Source organism: Billgrantia sulfidoxydans, from assembly GCF_017868775.1.
In the GTDB taxonomy this organism is placed as follows: domain Bacteria; phylum Pseudomonadota; class Gammaproteobacteria; order Pseudomonadales; family Halomonadaceae; genus Halomonas; species Halomonas sulfidoxydans.
This window is the reverse complement of the sequence record NZ_CP053381.1, coordinates 4,302,474-4,317,398: the sequence shown is the minus strand read 5'-3', so window position 1 is coordinate 4,317,398 and position 14,925 is coordinate 4,302,474. Positions and strand designations below refer to the sequence as shown.

The 14,925-nt window shown below is 67.5% G+C and carries 17 protein-coding genes; 4 read left to right on the top strand and 13 right to left on the bottom strand.

Annotated elements, in window-relative coordinates:
• Positions 1–117: 117 nt before the first annotated feature.
• Positions 118–630 (top strand): hypothetical protein, encoded by a 513-nt coding sequence (locus HNO51_RS20095; protein WP_209538158.1) that lies wholly within the window; start codon positions 118–120, stop codon positions 628–630.
• Entirely contained in the window at positions 627–1,220 is a 594-nt protein-coding gene (locus tag HNO51_RS20090) for an SCO family protein (RefSeq protein WP_209538157.1), read from the top strand. The genes HNO51_RS20095 and HNO51_RS20090 overlap by 4 nt, the downstream gene beginning before the upstream one ends.
• A 21-nt stretch (positions 1,221–1,241) precedes the next feature.
• Here HNO51_RS20090 and HNO51_RS20085 read toward each other — a convergent pair whose 3' ends face one another.
• The 7 genes from HNO51_RS20085 to HNO51_RS20055 all read right to left on the bottom strand — a co-directional run bounded on the left by HNO51_RS20085 (position 1,242) and on the right by HNO51_RS20055 (position 7,291).
• Positions 1,242–2,276 (bottom strand): alpha/beta hydrolase family protein, encoded by a 1,035-nt coding sequence (locus tag HNO51_RS20085; protein ID WP_197448895.1) that lies wholly within the window; start codon positions 2,274–2,276, stop codon positions 1,242–1,244.
• Between the two features lie 10 nt (positions 2,277–2,286).
• Positions 2,287–2,970, bottom strand: a complete 684-nt coding sequence (locus HNO51_RS20080; protein ID WP_209538156.1) for a BamJ family beta-barrel-assembly machinery protein — start codon at positions 2,968–2,970, stop codon at positions 2,287–2,289.
• A gap of 103 nt (positions 2,971–3,073) precedes the next feature.
• Positions 3,074–3,517 carry a universal stress protein gene (locus HNO51_RS20075; protein ID WP_197448893.1) on the bottom strand — a complete coding sequence of 148 codons (444 nt, stop codon included), beginning with the start codon at positions 3,515–3,517 and terminating at the stop codon, positions 3,074–3,076.
• 30 nt (positions 3,518–3,547) lie between these two features.
• The gene (locus HNO51_RS20070) at positions 3,548–4,831 is read right to left on the bottom strand and encodes a TRAP transporter large permease (RefSeq protein ID WP_197448892.1); all 1,284 of its coding nucleotides are present in this window, start codon (positions 4,829–4,831) and stop codon (positions 3,548–3,550) included.
• Between the two features lie 24 nt (positions 4,832–4,855).
• Complete coding sequence (locus tag HNO51_RS20065; protein ID WP_197448891.1) at positions 4,856–5,434, bottom strand: TRAP transporter small permease; 579 nt, start codon at positions 5,432–5,434, stop codon at positions 4,856–4,858.
• A gap of 214 nt (positions 5,435–5,648) precedes the next feature.
• The gene (locus tag HNO51_RS20060; protein ID WP_197448890.1) at positions 5,649–6,665 is read right to left on the bottom strand and encodes a TRAP transporter substrate-binding protein; all 1,017 of its coding nucleotides are present in this window, start codon (positions 6,663–6,665) and stop codon (positions 5,649–5,651) included.
• Positions 6,666–6,766: 101 nt separating this feature from the next.
• Positions 6,767–7,291 (bottom strand): TIGR02444 family protein, encoded by a 525-nt coding sequence (locus tag HNO51_RS20055; RefSeq protein ID WP_209538155.1) that lies wholly within the window; start codon positions 7,289–7,291, stop codon positions 6,767–6,769.
• A 78-nt stretch (positions 7,292–7,369) separates the two neighbouring features.
• Here HNO51_RS20055 and HNO51_RS20050 point away from each other — a divergent pair, with 78 nt between their 5' ends.
• Entirely contained in the window at positions 7,370–9,322 is a 1,953-nt protein-coding gene (locus HNO51_RS20050; protein WP_209538154.1) for an ATP-binding cassette domain-containing protein, read from the top strand.
• Positions 9,323–9,401: 79 nt separating this feature from the next.
• Here the strand turns inward: HNO51_RS20050 and dtd are convergent, their stop codons facing one another.
• The 3 genes from dtd to thiD form a co-directional block, all read right to left on the bottom strand.
• The gene (gene dtd, locus HNO51_RS20045; RefSeq protein ID WP_197448887.1) at positions 9,402–9,839 is read right to left on the bottom strand and encodes a D-aminoacyl-tRNA deacylase; all 438 of its coding nucleotides are present in this window, start codon (positions 9,837–9,839) and stop codon (positions 9,402–9,404) included.
• A 61-nt stretch (positions 9,840–9,900) separates the two neighbouring features.
• Complete coding sequence (locus tag HNO51_RS20040) at positions 9,901–10,746, bottom strand: universal stress protein (protein ID WP_197448886.1); 846 nt, start codon at positions 10,744–10,746, stop codon at positions 9,901–9,903.
• Between the two features lie 81 nt (positions 10,747–10,827).
• Positions 10,828–11,640, bottom strand: a complete 813-nt coding sequence (thiD, locus tag HNO51_RS20035) for a bifunctional hydroxymethylpyrimidine kinase/phosphomethylpyrimidine kinase (RefSeq protein WP_197448885.1) — start codon at positions 11,638–11,640, stop codon at positions 10,828–10,830.
• Between the two features lie 43 nt (positions 11,641–11,683).
• Here thiD and HNO51_RS20030 point away from each other — a divergent pair, with 43 nt between their 5' ends.
• Positions 11,684–12,115: a YqaA family protein gene (locus tag HNO51_RS20030; RefSeq protein WP_197448884.1), complete on the top strand. Its 432-nt coding sequence runs from the start codon at positions 11,684–11,686 to the stop codon at positions 12,113–12,115.
• A 2-nt stretch (positions 12,116–12,117) separates the two neighbouring features.
• On the opposite strand, the gene HNO51_RS20025 is transcribed toward HNO51_RS20030, so the two are convergent.
• The 3 genes from HNO51_RS20025 to HNO51_RS20015 form a co-directional block, all read right to left on the bottom strand.
• A complete protein-coding gene (locus HNO51_RS20025; protein ID WP_197451132.1) occupies positions 12,118–13,521 on the bottom strand; it encodes a TRAP transporter large permease in 1,404 nt (467 codons plus the stop codon).
• 10 nt (positions 13,522–13,531) lie between these two features.
• Positions 13,532–14,080, bottom strand: a complete 549-nt coding sequence (locus tag HNO51_RS20020; protein ID WP_197448883.1) for a TRAP transporter small permease subunit — start codon at positions 14,078–14,080, stop codon at positions 13,532–13,534.
• Between the two features lie 85 nt (positions 14,081–14,165).
• Complete coding sequence (locus tag HNO51_RS20015) at positions 14,166–14,921, bottom strand: endonuclease/exonuclease/phosphatase family protein (protein WP_197451131.1); 756 nt, start codon at positions 14,919–14,921, stop codon at positions 14,166–14,168.
• Between the last annotated feature and the right edge of the window lie 4 nt (positions 14,922–14,925).

Sequence of the window (14,925 nt, the reverse complement as noted above, 5' to 3'; positions counted from 1 at the left end):
TGTGGTTTGTTGGCCATCAATTGAGCGTTAAACCCTGCGACAACGGTACACGCCTGGCCGGAAGCCAAATGCTGTTAAGCTTACCGCTCTATCCTTTGAAGTGCTGCCTTCGCTGCCATGACCTCCTCCTCCCTGCCCGATGCGGACAAATCCCGCTTCCCGAGGTTGCGCCTGATGATGCTGGCCACGCTGGTGACGCTCAGCGTGGCGCTGTGGTACCTGGCGGCCCACCTGCTGCGCGGCGAGTCCGACGTCGACTGGCATTACGCCACGCTGCCCTGCGACCTGCACCGCGCGGCCTGCAGCGCCGGCCTCGGCGAGGGGCGCACGCTGACCCTGAGCATCGACGCTCCTGCGGGGATCCGGGCGCTGGAGCGGCTGCCGCTGACGGTCCGCGTGGACGGCGTCGAGGTGGAGGCGGCAAGCGTCGACTTCGTCGGCCGCGACATGGACATGGGCTTGCATCGCTTCCCCCTGAGCAAGCAGGATAAGGGGCGTTTCGAGGGGGTCGGCCAAGTGCCGATCTGCACCCAGTCGGCCATGCCCTGGCAGGCGCAGGTGATCGTGGAAACCCCCGCAGGCCGGCTGGGAAGCCGGTTCGATTTCACGGTGGAGCGGAGTGTGCCATGAAGCGGCAACGTATCTGGGGGGCGGTAGGTGCGCTGGTCATACTGGTGGCCCTTGGCGGGCTGTTCGGCTACCAGCAGCTGCACCGGGCCGACGACGGCAGCCCGAAGGGCGGGCCGGTGGAGCTGCCCTCGACCCAGGGCGATTTTTCGCTGACCCAGCTCGAAGACGACCAGCTGGCCGTGCTGTTCTTCGGCTACACCCACTGCCCGGACGTTTGCCCGATGAGCCTGTCGGTCATGCGCCAGGTGATGCAGGGGCTGGACGAAGATCAACGGCGGCGTGTGGTGCCGCTGCTGGTGTCGCTGGACCCCGAGCGCGATACGCTGGCGCGTCTCGGCGAGTACGTCGGCTATTTCGGCGACGCCTTCATCGGCGCCACCGGCAGTCAGGCCCAGCTCGAGGAGCTGGCCGAGCGCTACGGCGTGGTGTGGCGTCGGGTGGAGACGCCCGACTCGGCCATGGCATATACCATCGACCACAGCTCCTCGCTCTACCTGGTCGATCGTGACGGCACGATCCGGCAGCGGGTACTCTACTCGCCGACGCCGCATGCACTGCGTGCGGCGCTGGAGCAGGAGCTCGGCGGCTAGCGGCGCAAGCCCCGCCCGCACCTACTCCTCGGAAGCTTCCTCGAGTCGCTCGACCATGGCCATCAGCGCCTTCACCTGGGTGCCTTCGCGAGTGTCGTGCAACGGATCGAGCTGCCAGGTGCTCTCGGCGAAGCCCCACCAGTCCCAGCAGCCCTGAGGATTGGCCAGGCTGGGGCTGGCCTGAGGGTAGAGCACGACGCGGCGGTTGGCCGCGGCCCATTCGTTGAGGCCGCTGTAGCGTACGAAGGCCTCGTCGATCTGCTCCTCGGTCATGCCGCAGCCGTGCAGCGCCACGGTCAGGCCGCAGCCTCCCGCCTCGCACTCCTCCGGCACCAGCACGTAGCCGACATCGCCCAGGCCGCGGGCGTCGAAGGGGGCCTGGTCGAAGCGTAGCAACCGGGCCGGCGAAATGGGCTGCGCCGGCTCCAGCGACCCATGCAGCCACGCCAGCGCCTCGCCGGCGATATCCAGGCCGCAGGCCAGCATGTGCGAGCCGCCGCCGCTGCCGCACGGGGCCAGCCAGCTGGGCGGGATCCGCTCATCGGCCTCGATCGGCCAGCCGTGGCCGACATCGGGCGACTGCACCACCTTGAGTTGCTCCTCGGGGTCGTTCAGCCAGCCGGCCAACTGCTCGGCCAGCGCACCGCCGAGCGAGGGATCTACCACGCCATCTGCCTCTCCATGCCAGACGAAGGCGCGCAGTTCGGCAATGTCATCGGCCTCGCCCACCAGGTCGCGCGCCTGATAGTCGCGCCGGCGCACGTCCAGGGCGTTGAGGTCGGGGCGCCCGCGGCGCAGCGACATGCACTGGCCGAGCGCCTGCCCCAGGCCGCCCTCGGCGCAGCTCCAGGGGCCCGCGGCGAGCACGGCCAGGCCCCGGAAGCGCTCGGGCCAGGCGATGGCCAGTTGGGTGGCCATGTAGCCGCCCGAGGAGACGCCGATCACGCTGGTATCGTCAGGGACAACGGCGAGACGGGGCAGCTCCGGCAGGCGCTCCTCGGCGTTCGCGGCGGACGCCAGCAGCAGCCCGGCGGCGATCAGGGGCGCGACGCGCATGCGACCGGCGTCACTCCACGACATCGAGCAGTTCGACGCGGAAGATCAACGTCTCGTTGGGGCCGATGGGTCCCTGGCCCTGGGCGCCGTAGCCCAGCTCCGGTGGAATGAACAGCATCCAGGTGTCGCCCACGCTCATCAGCTGCAGCGCTTCCTGCCAGCCCTCGATCACCTGGTCCACGCGAAAGCTCAGCGGCTGGCCGCGGTCGAAGGAGCTGTCGAACACGGTGCCGTCGACCAGGGTGCCCTCGTAGTGCACTTCGACGTGGGAGCTCGGCCCGGGGCTCTCACCATCGCCGCTCTCCAGCACTTCGTACTGCAGGCCCGAGTCGGTGGTGGTGACCTCCTCGCGCTCGGCGTTCTCTTCCATGAACGCCTGCCCCTCGGTGAGGTTACGCTCGGCTATCTCCTCGGCCTCGGCTTGGCGCGCCGCCAGCGCATCCTGCTGGAACTGGCTCAGGGTCTCGGCCATCTCGTCGGCTTCCATGGCCAGGTCGTTGCCCTCGATGAGGTCGCGAATGGCATCGGTGAAGGCGTCGATGTCGAGCTCGGGGTATTCCTGGGCGATGCTCTGCCCGTAGGCGACACCCAGGCTGTAGCTGAGACGTTCGTCCTCGGTTTCCGGCGCGGCCAGAACGAACGGCGTCGTGGCCACCAGGGCAACCAAGGAGGCGGAAGTCAGCAGTGTCTTCATGCAGAGTCCTATCGATTAGTCATTGAGCGGCGTGCAACAGTATTCGGACTCTATCAGGGCGGGGCCGGTTCCGCACTTGCCGCACGCTGCCCGCCCGGCAGGCTCACACCACCAGGGTGGGACAGTGAGCGGAGCCGGCAACGCGCTGGGCCACGCTGCCCAGTAGCAGGCTCTTCTCGCCGTTGGTGCCCTGGGCGCCGATCACGATCAGGTCGCACTCCCGCTTGCGTGCGAAGCGCACGATGGTGCGCGAAGGGCGCCCGCCCTTGACGAAGGCGCGCAGGCGGGCCGGGTCGGCGCCCAGCTCGACCGCCTCGCTCTTGGCATGCACGGCGATCTCGGTGGCGTACTCCTTGAGGGCGTCGTCGGGGATGTCGAGCCTCTCCGGACGCACCATGGAGAGCGATGCCTCGAGCAGGCTGTGGTGCTTGAACACGCACAGCACGTAGAGTTCGGCGCCGGTGAGCAGATGCAGGCCGACGGCCTTCTCCAGCGCCTTGAGGGCACCCTTCGAACCGTCCACCGGTACCAATATGCGATTGAACATCTCAGCAACTCCTCAGTATCGGGCGGTCCGTTAGCGGAAGGCCAGGTCGCGCAGGAACAGGGCGATCTGCGGGAACATGATGATCAGCGCCGCCGCCAGGATCAGCATGAACACGAAGGGCGGCGTGCCGCGTATCACCTCCCAGTAGGGTCGCTTGAAGATCGCGATGGCGGTGAAGATATCGCAGCCGAAGGGTGGCGTCGCCGAGCCGATCGCCACCTGCAGCGTGATCAGCACGCCCACCAGCACCGGGTCGAGGCCCGAGGCCGAGATTGCCGGGGCGAAGATGGGCGTGAGTACGAGGATCACGACGATGGGGTCGACGAACATGCAGGCGATGAAGAAGGCCACCGAGATGGCCACCAGCACGCCGACCGGCCCGGCCTCGTTGATGCCGAATGCCCCCAGCAGGGTCTGCGGGATCTGGGCGAACGAGATGATCCAGGAGAAGCCGTTGCCCACCGCCACCAGGATGAACACCACCGCGGTGATCAGGCCGGTGGACTTGGCAATGGTATACATGTCCGGCAGCTTCAGCGAGCGGAAGACCACGAACTCGAGCAGCACCGCATACAGCACGCAGGCGGCGGCGGCCTCGGTGGGGCTGAAGATGCCGCCGTAGATACCACCCACGATCAGGACCGGGAAGCCCAGCGGCCACAGCGCGTCGCGCACGGCGCGGGCTCGCTCCCTCCAGCTCGACTTGGGCTCGGTGGGCACATGGTTGAGAACGGCATAGGCGATGCAGTAGACGGAGAACATCGCCAGGATCAGCAGCCCCGGGCCGATGCCGGCGATGAACAGCTCGCCGATCGAGGTGCCCGAGATGACCCCGTAGATGATCATGCCGATGCTCGGCGGTATCAAAAAGGCGATGTCGCTGGAGTTGATGATCAGCGCCAGGGTGAAGGAGTCCGAGTAGCCGGCCTTGAGCATGCGTGGCCGCAGCGGCGAGCCCACCGCCACCACGGTGGCCTGGGTCGAACCCGAGACGGCGCCGAACAGGGTGCAGGAGGCGGCGGTGCTGACGGCGAGCCCGCCCTTCACGTGGCCGACGAAGCTCATGACCATATCGATCAGGCGCCCGGCGGACTGACCGCGGGTCATGATGTCGGCGGCCAGGATGAACATCGGCACGGCGATCAGTGCCGTGGGACGAATACCCCCCATCATCTGCTGGATGAGGGTTTCCATCTGCCCGAGGCCGCCGAAGGTCATGAAGAAGCCGACGAAGGCAGCCGTCGCCAGCGGGATCATCATCGGAAACCCCAGCAGCAGGAGCACGATCATGATGGAGACTATGATGGTTGTCATGGTGATGTTTCCTCGCGCCCTGCGTCAGACTTCCGTTTCGGTATCCTTGTAGCCATCGACCACATGGGTCGACAGATAGACGTCACGGGAGGTGAGATTCTTGATGGCGGTAAGCAGATACTGAATGCCGGTAATGGTGAAGCCGACGGGTACCCAAAGGTAGATGATCCAGACCGGAATGCTCAGTGAAGGCAGCACGCGGCCGCGACCATACAAAGTCTCGATATAGCCGATCGAGAAGTAGCAGAGCACGAACATCACCAGCGAGGTGAACAGACAGATGACGACCATCAGGGCGCGCCGGCCCCCGGTGGGCAGGGCGTCATAGATCGCCGACATGCGAATATGGCGGCCATGGCGGGCGGCATAGCCGAGCCCGGCGAAGGTGATCATCACGATCAGGATGCGGTTGATCTCCTCGGAGAAGTGCAGGCTTTCGCCCAGGGCGAAGCGGCTGACCACGTTGGCCACGGTGTTCAGTGCCATCAGGATAACGCCCAGCGCCAGAATGGCCGACTCGGCGCGGCTGATCCAGGTGTCGACGATGCCAAGCGGGCCGGGGAGCGTGGAGCGGTAGTTCTTTTCCGAATCTTCTTCTGTCATGCGACCGGTCTCCTGGGGGACTTGCCTGCAAGGGGCTCCCCCGCAAGATAGTGAAGCGTGTTTCCCTCACCAAAGGGTAACAACATGAGCCCGGCAAGAGCGTGCCGGCTTCAACGCTGATTGGCCGGGGGAACGCGCCGGCCGGAAACACGAAGGGGCAGCCGGCCGGCTACCCCTTCATGCGTTTCACGGCAAGTTGCCCGTGCTTGCGGGGTCACTCGCCTGACACGGCTTCCAGGTCGGCCTTGAACTGCTCGAGCAGCTCCTCGCCGCGCTCGCCGGTCATCTCGATGAAACGCTCCTCGACCTGTGGTGCGCGCTCGCGGAAGGCCTGGATCTCGTCCTCGTCGAGGCGCGTCACGGTGACCTCGTCGGAGGCTTCCTGAATCTTCTCGAGCGACTCTTCGGCCAGGCCCTGGATATGCTCGATGGTGTGGTCGTAGGCCGCTTCTGAGGCTTCGCGGATCAGTTCCTGGTCCTCCTCGGAGAGGCCGTCGAAGAAGTCCTTGTTGGCCATCATCGCGGTGGTGAACCAGCCATGGCCGGTGAACACCAGGTGCGGGGAAACCTCGTAGAGGCCGCCGGACTCGATCCAGAAGATCGGGTTCTCCTGGCCCTGGATGATGCCGGTCTGCAGGCCGCCGTACACCTCACCCCAGGGCAGCGGGGTCGGTGTGGCGCCGAAGGCCCGGTAGGTCTCGGAGAGCAGCGGGTTGGTCATGGTGCGGATGTTCTTGCCGCGCAGATCTTCCGGGGTGCGGATCGGCTCGTCCACGGTGACGACCATCTCGCCTTCGGGATACATCTTGAGCAGCTCGAGGCCCTGCTCGGCATAGAGTTCCGGGAACGTTTCGTTGATGGCCTTGCTCTCGTCGAAGAACTCGAGCACGGTCTCTTCGTCGGTGGGCAGCAGATAGGGGATGAAGAAGATCTGGGCTTCGGGAATCAGGGCGCCGGTAAAGCCGGGCGACTGGTTGACGAACTGCAGGATGCCGGCCTGGGTCTGCTCCATGATATCGTCGGACTCACCCAGCTCGCCGAAACGATAAACCTGTACGGTGTGGTCGGAGTTTTCCTCGATATATTCCTTGAAGGCGACGGCAAATACGTCCTGTACGTCACCCTCGAATTCCTCATGCGCGTAACGCCATTCAGCGGAATGAGCGGCAGCCGACATGCCGAACAGCATTGCGCCGATACTGGCAGTGGTCAACAGCTTGGTTGCCTTCATTATTATCTTCTCCTCGCAGGTTTGGCCCGGTGAAAATAGCGACATCAACAGGCATCGGTAGCCAAAAAGGCTACACAGCTTTTTTCAGGCTAGCGTGCCCCCTACAGAGGGTCAAGGCGGTATTCGAGGGTTTGTACTGCCAAAAGTTGCGCTTTTTTCTGTAATTTCCAGCGACTTGCCAGAGAAATTTCGAGACTTTTAGCGGGGGCGGGCAGAGGGGCGATCTCCCTGGCCTGCTCGGCCAGGCGCTGAAGTCGCTCCAGGGTTTCACGCTCGGCCGCCAGCTCGGCCTGCTGGATCTGCCGGCGCACCTCGGCGACGCCGCGGCTGCAGGCGGCCTCGGCCTTGAGCTGACGACGCAGGCGGCGCAGCGGTCGTGTGACCTCGCACTGCCAGTGGCGAATGGCCTCGAGTTCGACGGGCTCGGCGGCCAGGGTCAGGCCGTGGCGGTACAGCCAGCAGTGCCACAGCAGCTCGCACACGTCGACCCCTGCTTCGTCCTGCAGCCGCAGGCAGGCGGCTTCCACGCCGGGGCGAGCGTAGAAGGCCAGGGCGAAGTCCCATAGCGGGTCGGCGCCAAGCCCGGCCCGCAGCGCGGCTGTGGTTGCGGTAGAATCGTCACTCATGATCGGCTGTCGTCGGCGGCTCTCTCGAGATCGAGCGGAGGCGACGACCGCCCCCCTGAATTGCCAGTTGGAGCCTGCATGATTGCACTGCGCCAGGTTGCCCTGCAACGCGGCACCCAGACCCTGCTCGAGGATGCCGAGCTGACCCTGCACGCCGGCCACAAGGCCGGTATCGTCGGCCCCAACGGTGCCGGCAAGTCCAGCCTGTTCGGCCTGCTGCTGGGCACGCTCGCCCCCGATCGCGGCGAGATCGAGATGAGCGGCGGACAGCGCATCGCGCACATGGCCCAGGAGGTCGATGCCTTGGATCGCGCCATCGTCGACTACGTGCTCGACGGCGACCGCGAGCTGCGCCAGGCCGAGGCGGCGCTGGAGGCGGCGCGCGAGCGCGGCGACGCCCACGCCGAGGCCGAGCAGCACGGCGTCATCGAGGCGCTTGACGGCTACAGTGCCCCGGCGCGTGCCGCCCAGCTGCTGATCGGGCTGGGCTTCACCCAGGCCGACCTGACGCGGCCGCTGTCGGCGTTTTCCGGCGGCTGGCGCATGCGCGCCAACCTGGCGCGCACGCTGTTCATGCCCTCGGATCTGCTGCTGCTCGACGAGCCTACCAACCACCTGGACCTCGATGCCCTGCTGTGGCTGGAGCAGTGGCTGGTACGCTATCCCGGTACCCTGCTGCTGATCTCCCACGACCGCGACTTCCTCGACGCGGTGTGCGACCACATCGTCCACTTCGACCGGCGTCGGCTGGTGCTCTACCGCGGCAACTACTCCACCTTCGAGCGCACCCGCGCCGAAAAGCTGGCGCTGCAGCAGGCCGAGGCGGCCAAGCAGCAGGCCCGACGCGAGGAGATCGAGCGCTTCGTGGCGCGCTTCAAGGCCAAGGCGAGCAAGGCGCGCCAGGCCCAGAGCCGGATGAAGATGCTCGAGCGCATGGGCGACATCGCCGTGGCCCATGCCGACTCGCCGTTCCATTTCACCATTCCGGCCTCGGACAAGACCTCCCACCCGCTGCTGGTGCTCGACCAGGCCCGGCTCGGCTACCGCGACACCGCCGGTGAGGAGAAAGTCCAGCTCGACGAGGTCAAGCTGACCCTGCTGCCGGGCCAGCGCATCGGCCTGCTGGGCCCCAACGGGGCCGGCAAGTCGACCCTGATCAAGTCGTTGACCGGCGAGCTGCCGCTGCTGGCGGGGAAGCGGGTGCCGGGCGAGCATCTCGCCGTCGGCTACTTCGCCCAGCACCAGCTCGAGGGGCTCGACATGGCGGCGACGCCGTTCATGCACGTGCAGCGGCTCTCGCCCACCGCCAGCGATCAGGCGATCCGCACCTTCCTCGGTGGCTTCGGCTTCCAGGGCGACGACGCCTTCGGCGAGGTGGGGCGTTTCTCCGGCGGCGAGAAGGCGCGCCTGGCCCTGGCCCTGGTGGCCTGGCGCAAGCCCAACCTGCTGCTGCTCGACGAGCCCACCAACCACCTCGACCTGGAGATGCGCGAGGCGCTCACCGAGGCCCTGGCCAGCTTCGAGGGCACGGTGATCCTGGTCTCCCATGACCGCCACCTGCTGCGTGCCACGGTGGATGAGTTCTGGAAGGTGGCCGACCATCGCGTCGAGCCCTTCGACGGCGACCTGGAGGACTATCGCGCCTGGCTCAAGGCGCGGCTGGAGGGCGAGCGGCGCGAGGCGCGGGCCGACAAGGCCGGGCGCCAGGCGGAGGGTGCCGCACCCAAGGAGGACCGCAAGGCGAGCCGCCGCGCCGCCGCCGAGCTGCGCGAGAAGCTGCGTCCGCTGAAGAAGACCCGTGACCGCGCCGACCAGGCGCTGGAGAAGGCCCAGGGCGAGCTCGCGGCGGTGGAGGAGGCGCTGGGCGAGGCCGAGCTCTACACCGACCCGGCGCGCAAGGCCGAACTCACCGAGCGGCTGGCCCGCCAGGGCGAGCTGAAGTCGCGACTGGAAGAGCTGGAAGCCGAATGGCTGGCCGCCGAGGAGGCGCTGGAGGCGATGGAGGCGGAGCTGCTGGAAAGCGGGGCCTGACAGACACGGGGCAAGACATTACGGCCGCCAATGGCTGCCTTGCCTTGCCTTGGCGAGCGGCGCCGGGGACAGGCCCCCTTCAACTCTCCAGCAGAAACGTCACCGGCCCGTCGTTGATCAGCTCGACCTGCATGTTGGCGGCGAACTCGCCGCTCTCGACCCGGGGCCAGGCCGCCCGGGCGCGGTCGAGCAGGTAGTGGAACAGCCGCTCGCCGTCGGCCGGCGGTGCGGCGCTGGAGAAGCTCGGCCGCAGCCCCTTGCGCGTATCGGCGGCCAGGGTGAACTGCGAGACCAGCAGCAGCCCGCCGTCGACCTGCTGCAGGTCGAGGTTCATCTTGCCCGCCGCGTCGCTGAACACCCGGTAGCGCAACAGCTTGTGCAGCAGCCGCTCGGCGGCGGCCTCGTCGTCGCCCTTCTCCACCCCCACCAGGGCCAGCAGGCCGTGGTCGATGGCGCCGACTCGGCGTCCTTCCACCGTGACGCTGGCGCGATGCACGCGCTGTATCAGGGCCTTCATAGGCGGGTTTCCCTTTCTGACCATGAGCTGGCCGAAAGGGTATCACGCCCGACAGTGAGTGTTACCAGGCGCGGCACAGCATGATGTCGCAATGCGGCTCGGCGAGCAGTGCCTCGGTGATCGGGCTCTGGCGACCCAGTTGGCCGCGGCAGCTCAGTGCCAGCAGGTCGGGCGCCCGCCGCCGCAGCTGAGTCAGCAGTACCTCCAGCGGTTCGCCCTGTTCGAGCACCAGCTCCACCTCCGGCACGCAGTCGAGCTCGCCCATCAACTGGTCGGTCTCGCGCTCGATCTGGCAGCGCAGGCGCTCCACCTCGCGGTCGCGCCAGCGCGCGTAGTCGCTGTCGGAGCCCAGCTCGCGCTCGCCGGGGATGTCCCAGGCATGCAGCAGCGTCAGGCGGGCCTCGGGAAAGCGCTTGAGCGTCTCGCGCAGGGTGTTGCGGCTGGCCAGCGAGAAATCCACCGGTACCAGGATCTCCTGCCAGTCGCGACTGGCCGGCTGGGAAACCGACAGCACCGGGCAGGGCGCGCTGCGCAGTACCCGCGCCAGGGTGGTACCGGCGACCAGGTCGGGCTGGCCGCGCTTGCGGTGGGAGCCGAGCACGATCATGTCCACCTCGCGATCGTGCGCCTCGCGGATGATCTCGGCATAGCTCACACCGGCCACCGTCTGCAGCATCACGCTCGGTTCCGGCAACGCATAGTCCTCACGCACGTCGGTCAGGATGGCCTGCATGTCGGCCACTACGGCCTCTTCCAGGTCGTGCAGCACCCGGCGGGGAAGGTAGGGGTCGAGTACGTGGATAACGTCAAGACGCGCACCGCTCTCGATGGCCAGGCGAATGGCCCGGGCGAAGGCGGCGCGGTTCTCGGCCGAGAGGTCGCAGGCGAACAGCAAGGTCTGGGTCATGGCGTCTCTCCATCGCGGATGAGCCGGGCGGGACAGACTTCAGCATGGGTGGCACTCGGCCAGGGCGCAAGGCGCGTTTCGCTACCACCAACGGTGGAAATGGTGCACCGGGCCACGGCCCCTGCCGACGTCGAGGCGCCGGCTCTCGGTCAGTGCCGCCTCCAGCCACTGCTTGGCCGTCGCGATCGCTTGCGGCAGGGTGTCGCCCTGCGCCAGGCGCGCGGTGATGGCCGAGGAGAGCGAGCAGCCGGTGCCATGCAGGTTGTCGGTACCGATCCGGGGGCCTTCGACCCAGTGCGGGTCGCCGTTGCCGATCAGCAGGTCGGGGCAGCCCTCGTCGCGCAGATGCCCCCCCTTGAGCAGTACGGCGGCGGCGCCCAGCGCCGCCAGGCCCGGCGCCATGGCCAGCATCTCGTCGCGACTGGCCGGTGTGGGGCTCGCCAGCAGCACCGCGGCTTCGGGCAGGTTGGGCGTGATCAGGTCGGCCAGCGGGACCAGCACCTCGCGCACCGCGGCGATGCCGGCGTCGTCGACCAGCACATCGCCGCTCTTGGCCACCATCACCGGGTCGAGCACGATCCAGCGCGGGCGCCGTGACTGCAGCGCGTCGCGGATGGTCTCGGCCACCTCACGGCTGGCCACCATGCCGATCTTCACCGCATCGATGGCGACATCGTCGAGCAGGGTGTCGAGCTGCAGGCGGATGAACTCCACCGGCACCGGGTGCACGCCGCGCACGCCGCGGGTGTTCTGCGCGGTCAGCGCGGTGATGACGCTGGTACCATAGGCGCCCAAGGCCGAGAAGCTCTTGAGGTCGGCCTGGATGCCGGCGCCGCCGCTGGGGTCGGAGCCGGCGATGCTGAGAACGTTGGGAATGGGGCGGTCGTTCGTCATGGCGTCTCGTCCTGCATGCGGGAAGTAAGGAGGGGGGCGCTGAATGCTGAGTCTGTTCCTGGTGGCCTTCGCCAGCGCCACGCTGCTGCCGGGCGGTTCGGAGGTGTGGCTGGCACGCCAGTGGTGCCTGGGCCAGCCGCTGCTGGGGCTGTGGCTGGTGGCGACCTCGGGCAATACCCTGGGCAGCCTGGTCAACGTCTGGCTGGGGCGCTACGCGCGCCGCTTCCAGGACCGCCGCTGGTTCCCCGCCTCGCGCGAGGGCCTGGCCCGCGCCGAGCGCTGGTACCACCGCTTCGGCGAGTGGAGCCTGCTGGCGAGCTGGGCACCGCTGATCGGCGACCCGCTCACCGTGCTCGCCGGCATCTTTCGCCTGCCCTGGTGGCGGGCCGTGCTGCTGATCACCCTGGCCAAGGGGGCACGCTACGCCGTGGTGCTCTATCTGGCCCAGGCGTGGCTGGCCCCGCTGTGCGGCTGAGCCTACAGTACCGACGGCAGCCAGGTCGCCAGCCCCGGGAACAGCGCCAGCGCCAGCAGCATGCCGAGCTGCAGCAGGATGAACGGAATCACGCCGCGATAGATGGCGGCGGTCGGCACCGAGTCCGGCGTCACCCCGCGCAGGTAGAACAGCGCGAAACCGAACGGCGGCGTCAAAAACGAGGTCTGCAGGTTCACCGCGATCATGATGCCGAGCCAGATCGGATCGAGACCCATCATCAGCAGCACCGGCCCGACGATCGGCACCACCACGAAGGTGATCTCGATGAAGTCGAGAATGAAGCCGAGCAGGAAGATCACCAGCATCACCACCAGGGTGGCCCCCACCACGCCGCCGGGCAGCGCCTCGAACAGGTGCTTGACCAGCTCCTCGCCGCCGTAGGCGCGGAACACCAGCGAGAACAGCGCGGCACCGATCAGGATCAGGAACACCATGCTGGTGACCTTGGCGGTGGACTGGACCACCTCGCGCAGCATCGCCACGTTGAGCCGACGGTTGGTCAGCGCCAGCAGCAGCGCACCCATGGCGCCCACCGCCGAGGCCTCGGTGGGGGTGGCGAAGCCGCCGAGGATCGAGCCCAGCACGGCGACGATCAGCAGCACGGGGGGAATCAGGCCCTTGATCAGCAGCGGCCACAGGCTGCCGGTGTGACCGAGTTCCTGCTTGAGCGCCTCGCGGTCCGCGGGCGGGGCGCTTGCGGGCTTCCACCAGGCGACAGCCAGCAGGTAGACGATGTAGGCCGCCACCAGCAGCAGGCCCGGTACCAGCGCGCCGACGAACAGGTCGCCCACCGACACGGTCTTGGGACTCCACACGCCCATGGCCAGCTGTGCCTGTTGATAGGCATTGGAGAGCACGTCACCCAGCAGCACCAGCGCGATGGAGGGCGGGATGATCTGGCCCAGGGTGCCGGTGGCGCAGATGGTGCCGGTGGCGAGCGACGGCGAGTAGTCGCGCTTGAGCATCGTCGGCAGCGACAGCAGGCCCATGGTGACCACGGTGGCCCCGACGATCCCGGTGGAGGCGGCCAGCAGCATGCCGACCAGGATCACCGAGATGCCGAGTCCGCCGCGCAGCGAGCCGAACAGCATGGCCATGGCATCGAGCAGGGTCTCGGCGACGCGCGACTTCTCCAGCAGCACCCCCATCAGCACGAACAGCGGTACTGCCAGCAGCGTCTGGTTGGTCATGATGCCGTAGAGGCGGTTGGGCATGGCACCCAGCATGCGCGGCTCGAAGGGCACCGGCACGCCCATCTGCAGCATCAGGTGGCCAAGCCCGGCGAAGATCAGCGCGGTGCCGGCCAGCGACAGGGCAACCGGGTAGCCCAGCATCAGCACGGCACAGACGGTGAGGAACAGGAACAGCGGCATGAATTCGAGCAGGGCTTCCACGTCAGATCACCTCGTCGTGGTCAGGCGTGTTGCCTGGGGCCTTGCCGCGCAGGATCAGGACCTGGCGCAACACCTGCGCCACGCCCTGCAGCAGCAGCAGGGCCATCATCACCAGGATCAGCGACTTGAGCAGGAAGACCCCGGGGATGCCGCCGTCCGGCGAGCGTTCGAGTATCGCCCAGCTGCTCTTCACGTAACCGAAGCTCGAGACGGCGATGAACAGCGTCACCGGAAACAGCAGGAACAGCGTGCCGAGCAGGTCGATCCACGCCCGGCCGCGGGCGGAGAGCTTGCGGTAGAAGATGTCGACGCGGACGTGACCATCGTGGCGCAGCGTCCAGGCGGCCCCCAGCATGAACACCACGGCATGCATGTACATGACCGACTCCTGCATGGCGATGCTGTGGAGAGCGAAGACGTAGCGCATCACCACGATGGCGAACTGTACCGCCATCATGACGATCACCAGCCAGGCGATGGAGCGGCCCACGACCTCGGTAAAGCCGTCGAGCCATGCGAGCAGGACCGGATCGCGGTTCGCGGTTTGCATGGTGGAATCTCGTGTCGAAACATTTCAGGGAACGCATCATCGCTGATTACGCGGCGTGCGTCATCCTCGCGGCTCAACGTCTCGGCTAGCGCTGCTGGCGCTTGCGCAGGCCCTCGAGCAGGGCCAGACAGCCGGGCGGCAGCGCCACGTCGACGGCGATGGGCAGGTGGTCGGAGAACAGGTGATCGAGCACACGGACGTCGCACGCCTTCAGCGAGCTGGAGATCAGGATATGGTCCAGCGCCCGGCGCGGCTGCCACGAGGGGTAGCTGAGCAAGGGGCGGACCGGGTGCAGCGGCAGCGAGGCGCAGAAGCGCGTATGGGTGTGCAGCTGGTCCGGCGTGCAGTTGAGGTCGCCCATCACCACCACGTGCTGCAGCGGCTGGATGATCTCGCTGAGATAGTCGAGCTGGCGCACCCGGGCCCGGTGGCTCAGGGCCAGGTGGGCGACGAACAGGTGCAGCGCATCCGCGCCGTCTCCGTAGCGGGCGTGAATGGCGCCGCGCCCGGGCAGGGTGCCGGGCAGGCGGTGCTCCTCGACCTGGGAGGGGGAGAGGCGCGACAGCAGCCCGTTGCTGTGCTGGGCGAAGCGCCCCAGATTGCGGTTGAGCTGCTGGTAGTGGTGCGGAAAGCCGCCGCGCGTGGCCAGGTACTCGATCTGGTTGACGTGGCTGGAGCGAAAGCTGCCGCCATCGACCTCCTGCAGGCCGACGATGTCGAAGCGGCTCAGCACGCTGCTGACCATGTCCAGCCGCCGCACCCGCTGGGGATGCGGCAGCAGGTGCTGCCAGCTGCGGGTCAGGTAGTGATGGTAGGCCGACGTCTGGATGCCCACCTGCATGTTG